2 protein-coding genes are annotated in these 6697 nt (G+C 72.3%); both read right to left on the bottom strand.

Translation table 11 applies throughout. The features are described 5' to 3' along the window. The coding region (locus ACZ58N_RS38670) for a condensation domain-containing protein (RefSeq protein ID WP_471170308.1) at nt 1-2016 on the bottom strand (2016 nt) is incomplete at its 3' end. Then, on the bottom strand, nt 2013-6697 hold a 4685-nt coding region (locus ACZ58N_RS38665), incomplete at its 5' end, for an amino acid adenylation domain-containing protein (protein ID WP_471170305.1). The genes ACZ58N_RS38670 and ACZ58N_RS38665, both read right to left, overlap by 4 nt.

The following is a 6697-nucleotide window of genomic DNA, read 5'->3' as shown; positions in this document are numbered from 1 at the left end:
GAGGGTGGTGAGGTGGACGGTGCCGCCGTTGGTGAGGGGTGTCCACAGGGCGGTGATGGTGAGGTCGAACGCCAGCGGTGAGTGCAGGACCGTGGTGCCGCCGGTGGCCGGGTAGGCGGTGCGTGCGCGGTGGAGGTAGGTGGCGAGGGCGTGGTGTTCGATGATGACGCCCTTGGGGCGGCCGGTGGAGCCCGAGGTGTAGATCATGTAGGCCGCGTGGCGGGGTGACCACGGGAACCGACGCTCCGTGTCGGTGACCTGAGTGTCGCCGTGGGCCGCCAGGACGTCTGTCGCGACGGGTTCGGTGAGGGTGAGGGCGGGAGCGGCGTCGGTGAGGATGTGGTGGATGCGGTCTGCCGGGTAGTCGGGGTCGACAGGGAGGTAGGCGGCGCCTGCCTTGAGGACGCCGAGCATGCTGACGATCGCGTCGGTGGTCTTCGGCAGGACCAGCGCCACGAACTGTTCCGTCCGCACGCCGTGGGCTATGAGGTGGCGGGCGAGTTGGTTGGCGCGGGCGTCGAGTTCGCGGTAGGTGAGGCTGTTGCCGTCCTCGTCGGTGACCGCGACCGTGTCCGGGGTGCGGGCGGCCTGCTCCGCGAACAGTTCGTGCAGGGGTGTGTCCGGGTGCGGGGTGTCGTCGCCGTTCCACTCCACCAGGACCCGCTCGCGGTCGTGGGTGTCGAGGGTGTCGAGGCGGCCGACCGGCTCGCTGCCGTTCGTGGTCAGGGCGTTCAGGACGCGCAGGACCCGCTCGCCCACGCCGCGGGCGTAGGCGTCGTCGAAGAGATCGGGGCGGTGGTCGACGCGGAAGGACAGTTCGGTTCCGCGCATCGTCGCCACGACGTTCACCGCGAAGTGCGTACCGCCCTTGATCTCGGCCGAGGTCACCCGCAGCCGTTCCGCATCCCGATCGGCCCTGAGGTCGCCCTCCTCGACGGGGTAGTTCTGGAAGACCATGGCGGTGTCGAAGAGGTCGGCGTGGCCGGCCCAGCGTTGGATGTCGGCGAGTCCGGCCCATTGGTGGTCCAGGAGTCGGGCCTGTTCGGCCTGGAGGCGTCGGAAGAAGCCGGTGAGGGGTTCGGCCTGGTCGAGGCGGGCCCGGACCGGGAGGGTGTTGATGAGCAGGCCGACCATCGACTCGATGCCCGTGAGCTCGGGCGGGCGGCCCGAGACGGTCGCGCCGAAGACGACGTCGTCACGGCCGGTCGCCTGGGCCAGGGCCAACGCCCACGCACCCTGCACGACGGTGTTCATGGTGACGCCGTGCGCCCGTGCCCATGCCGCGAGCGCGGCACTGGCCTCGGCGTCGAGGCCGAAGGCGATGCTCTGCGGAGCGGACTGCACCGGACCGGCCCCCGGCGCGATCAGTCCCGGCTCTTCCAGGTCCGCCAGGGATTCCGTCCATGCTTCGCGGGCCGCTTCGCGGTCCCGGCCGTCCAGCCACGTCAGGTAGTCCCGGTACGGACGGACCCGCGGCAGGGCGGTCGCGCCACCATCGGCACCCGCGTACAGCGCCATGAGCTCGCGGAGCAGGACCGGCATGGACCAGCCGTCCAGCACGATGTGGTGGTTCGTCATGATCAGCCGGACCCGGTTCTCGTCCAGCCGGACGGCCGTGAACCGCAGCAGCGGCGGCCGGCCCAGGTCGAAGCGTTCCGAGCGGTCCTCGGCGGCGATCCGGGCGGACTCCGCCCGCTGCTCGGCCTCCGCCAGACCGGACAGGTCGGCCTCGGCGAACGGGAGCGTCACCTCCCGCAGGACCAGTTGTGCCCAGCTGCCGTTCTTGCGCTGCCGGAAACCGGCGCGGAGGTTGGCGTGCCGCTGGAGCAGGGCCTGGCCCGCCGCCCGCATCCGGGCCGCGTCGAACGGGCCCTCCAGGTCGAAGGAGACCTGGCTGACGTAGACGTCCGGCCCGTCCGGGTGGAACAGGCTGAGGAACAGGAAGCCCTCTTGCAGCGGGGAGAGCGAAAGGATGTCCTCGATCTTGCTGCGCGAACGAGACGGTTGCTGGCTCACTGCTCTATCTCCCACTCGGACTCAAGGTCGGCTTCGAACTCCTCGATCTCGGACTGACTGAGAGAGGCGAGGGTCACGTCGGACGGGGTGAGGCCTCCCGCATCGGGGCGGCCTGCGTGCGATACCAGTGCTTCGAGGGTGCGGAACCAGAGTTCGGCCAGGTCCCGGGCCTCCTCGTCGCTGATCAGGCTCCGGGCCCAGGTCCAGTCGGCGCGCAGTTCGGGGCCCTGCTCGCCGTCGTGCGCCACCGCGCTGATCTCGACGGCGTGGGCCATGGGAGCCGCCGGGCGGTGACCGGCGACACCACCGCCGATGACGCTCCACGGACCGGCCGCGCCCGGAGCGGGGGCCGTTCTGCGCCCCAGGTAGTTGAAGCCGAACCCGGGCTCCGGGAGCGCGGCGAGCCGCGGTCCGGTGGTCGCGTTGAGGTGGCGCAGCAGACCGAAGCCGAGGCCGTCGCCCGGGACGGCGCGCAGCTGCTCCTTCACCTGCTTGAGGGCGTCGCCGAGGGCCGCCGCGTCCCGCAGGACCAGGCTCCAGTCGGCGACCGCCGGCGCCAGGCGGACGGGGTACAGGGCTGTGAACCAGCCCGCCGTGCGGCTGAGTTCGGCTCCGGGGACGGCGTCCTCGTGCCGGCCGTGGCTCTCCAGGTCCACCACCACCGGCGCGTCGGGGTCGCCGCCCCGGCCGCGCCGCCAGTCGGCGACCGCGAGGGCGAACGCGGTCAGCAGGACGTCGTTGACGCCGGCGTTGACCGTGCCCGGCACCCACGTCAGCAGGGCCTCCGTCGTCGCCGTGGGCAGGGTGAGGCTGACGCGGCCCGCCGACGCGTGGACGTCCCGCGCACGGTCCACCCGTAGCGGATCGTCCCCGGCGGCGGCGCCCTCCCAGTGGCTGAGCTCGGCCTCGATCCGGGGGTCGCCGGCGAGCTCCGCGAGCGCGGTGGCCCACTGCCGCCACGAGGTGCCCACGGGGGCGAGGTCGCCGCCCGCGTAGGCGCTCTCCAGGTCGGGGACCACGATCCGCCAGGTCACCGAGTCGACGACGAGGTGGTGGGCGACCACGATCAGCAGGCCCTCGGCGGAGGCGCCGAGATCGAGCCACACGGCCTGCACCATGCGGCCCCCGGCGGGGGCCAGACGCTCCCGGGCGGCGGACGCCAGGGCCGTGACCAGCTCCTCCACGTCCTCGGCGGGCACCGTCCCGGGCGCTTCGACGCGCAGCAGGACCTCCGCGGCCGGTACGGCACCGGGCTCCAGCACCTCCATCGTGCCGTCCGCGCCGGCCCGCAGCCGCAGCGCGTCGTGGTGGTCGAGGACCCGCTGGAACGCGGAGGCCAGCCGGTCCGGGTCCAACCCCGCCGGTACCGACACCACCACGGACTGGTTGAAGTCGTCGCCGCCCAAGCCCAGTTCGTGGATCCGGGCCATCACCGGGGTGGGCGGCACCGGCCCGTACGGGGTGACCTCCGCGAGCCGCTCCGGCACTCCGCTGTCGCGTCCCGCCAGCGCCTCGGCCAGTGCGGCGACCGTCTGGTGCTCGAAGACGTCACGGACCGCCAGGACGAAGCCGGCCGTACGGGCCCGGCCGACGAACTGGATGGAGAGGATGCTGTCGCCGCCGAGGTCGAAGAACCCGTCGTCGACACCCACCGCCTCCGGCGCCACGCCGAGGACCTCACCGAACAGCGTCCGCAGGCTCCTCTCGACCGGCGTGAGATCCGACCGCCCGGAGGCTCCGGCCGTCCGGTCGGGGGCGGGGAGCGCCTTGCGGTCGAGCTTGCCGTTCGCGGTGAGCGGGAGAGCCTCCAGCGTGACGAACGCCGACGGCACCATGTAGTCCGGCAGGGTCGCCCGCACGAAGGAGCGCAGCGCCTGCGCGTCCACCACGTGCGGACCGCCGTCACCCACCACGTAGGCCACCAGCCTGCGGTCCCCGGGCCGGTCCTCGCGGACGATCACGGCTGCCTGGGCCAGCTCGGGGCGCCCGGCGAGCGCGGTCTCGATCTCGCCGAGCTCCACGCGGAAGCCACGGATCTTGACCTGGTCGTCGGCCCGGGCCAGGTACTCCAGGTCGCCCGCCCGGTTGAGACGCACGAGGTCACCCGTGCGGTACATGCGCTCCCCGGCCGCTCCGTACGGGTCGGCGACGAACCGCTCCGCGGTCAGCGTCCCGCGGTGCAGGTAGCCGCGCGCCAGGCCGCCCGAGATGAACAGCTCGCCCGGCACCCCCGCCGGCACCGGCTGGAGGTAGCGGTCCAGCACGTAGGCCCGGGTGTTGCCCATCGGGCGTCCGATGGGCAGGCTCGCCTGCGCGGTGTACGGGGCCCGCACCTCGTGCTGGGTGACGCAGAGGGTCGTCTCCGTCGGCCCGTACAGGTGGCGCAGCACCGTGTCCGGCGCGTGCTCCAGGACCCTGGCGACCGCGACGGGCGACACCACGTCACCGCCGGTGAGGACCTCCCGCACCCCGGCGAACGACTCCGGGGCCTCCTCCGCGATCACCCGGAACAGGCCCGCGGTGAGGTGGATCGCCGTGATGCGGTGGGTGGTGATCAGCTCGCGGACGGAAGCGGCGTCCAGCGTCTGCGGCGGTGCCACCACGACCGTTCCGCCGGACACCAACGGCACCCACAGTTCGTACGAGGACACGTCGAACGCGTGCGGTGCGTGCAGCAACACCCGTGCGTGCGTCCCCGGCCGCCAGGCGTGGTCGCGCACCAGGTCGACGACACCGCGCTGGGTGACGGCCACACCCTTGGGCACGCCCGTCGATCCGGACGTGTACATCACGTACGCCAGGTCCTGCGGCCGCAGCCGCACGTCCAGGTTCCGGTCCGGGTGCCGGTCCGCCGGCGCGCCGTCCTCGTCCACCACCAGCACCCGGGCGCCGAGCTCGGCGGCGCGCGCCGCCTCGACCCGGTCGGTGAGGATCAGCGGGGCGCCCGTGTCGTCCACGACGAAACGCATCCGGTCGAGCGGATGGGTGTCGTGCAGCGGGGCGTAGGCACCGCCCGCCTTGGAAATGGCGAGGGTCGCCACGACGTGGGCGGCCGACCGCTCCATCAGCATGACCACCGGCGTCCCCGGCCGCACCCCCTCCTGGCGCAGCAGATGGGCGAGCCGGTTGGCGCGCGAGTTGAGCTCCGCGTACGACAACGACCGGGTACCGGACACCAGGGCCGGCGCGTCGGGGGTCAGGGACGCCTGCGCCTCGAACATCTGCGGCAGGGTCGCGTCGAGGTCCTCCAGCACCGGTCCCGCCCAGGCGTCGAGCAGCTCACCGCGCTCGGCCGGGCCGAGGATCTCGACCGCGGAGACCCGTACGTCCGGGTCCGCGGCGGCCTCCTCCAGCACCCGGACGAACCGGTCCACCAGGGATTGCGCCGTCGACCGGTCGAACAGGTCGGTCCGGTAGTCCAGCGCACCCGTCAGAGCGGAGTCCGACCCCTCACCGGCACGGGTCTCGGCGAGCACGAAGGCGAGGTCCACCTTGGCGGCCCCGAGCCGGCTCCGCTCGGGCGTCATCCGCAGCCCGGGCAGGACCAGCGCCTCGCCGTCGGCGCTCCCCGCGGTGCTCAGGTTGAGCATCGTCTGGAAGAGGGGGTGGTGGGAGAGGGTGCGGGTGGGGTTGAGGGCTTCTACGAGGCGTTCGAAGGGGAGGTCTTGGTGGGCGTAGGCGGTGAGGTCGGTTTCGCGGATGCGGTGGAGGAGTTCGCGGAAGGTGGGGTTTCCGCTGGTGTCGGTGCGTAGGACGAGGGTGTTGATGAACATGCCGATGAGGTGGTCGGTGGCGTCGTCGGTGCGGCCGGCGATGGGGGTTCCGATGGGGATGTCGGTGCCGGCGCCGAGTCGGGTGAGGAGGGTGGCGAGGGCGGTTTGGGCGAGCATGAAGGTGCTGGTGTGGGTGGTGCGGGCGAGTTCGGTGAGTTGTTGGTGTGTGGTGGGGGGGATGGTGAAGGTGATGCGGTCGCCGGCTTGGCTTGCGGTGGGGGGTCGGGGTCGGTCGGTGGGGAGGTCGAGTTGTTCGGGGAGTCCGGTGAGGGTGTTTTTCCAGTGGGTGAGTTGGCGGCCTGCGGTGGTGGTGGGGTCGTTGTCGTTGCCGAGGAGTTGGCGTTGCCAGAGGGCGTAGTCGGCGTACTGGACGGGGAGCGGGGTCCAGTTGGGGGCTGATCCGTTGGTGGTGCGGGTGGTGTAGGCGGTGGTGAGGTCGTGGGCGAGGGGGGTGCGGGACCATGCGTCGCTGGCGATGTGGTGGATGAGCAGGAGGAGTACGTGCTCCTCGTCGGAGATGCGCAGGAGCGAGGCGCGGACCGGAATCTCCGACGTCAGGTCGAACGCGTGGTGCGCCGCCCCGGAGAGCTCCGCCTCCAGCCCGACCTCGTCCGTCTCCACCACCGAGAAGCGCAGGAGTGACGGATCGAAGGCGTGGATGATCTGGTGCGGCCCGTGCTCCTGGTCCTCGGCGAAGGTGGTGCGCAGGCTCTCGTGGCGGGCGACGACGTCACCGATGGCGAGGCGCAGGGCCTCGGTGTCGAGACGACCGGTGAGCCGGAGCGTGGTGGGGATGTTGTAGGTCGCGGTCGGACCTTCGAGTTGGTGGAGGAACCAGAGGCGTTGCTGGGCGTAGGAGAGGGGGATGTGGTCGGGTCGGGGTTGTGGGGTGAGGGGAGTGCGGGCGT

Source organism: Streptomyces sp. NPDC040432, assembly GCF_055595445.1.
The sequence above is the reverse complement of the archived record's forward strand: the minus strand, read 5'-3'. Positions and strand labels throughout refer to the sequence as shown.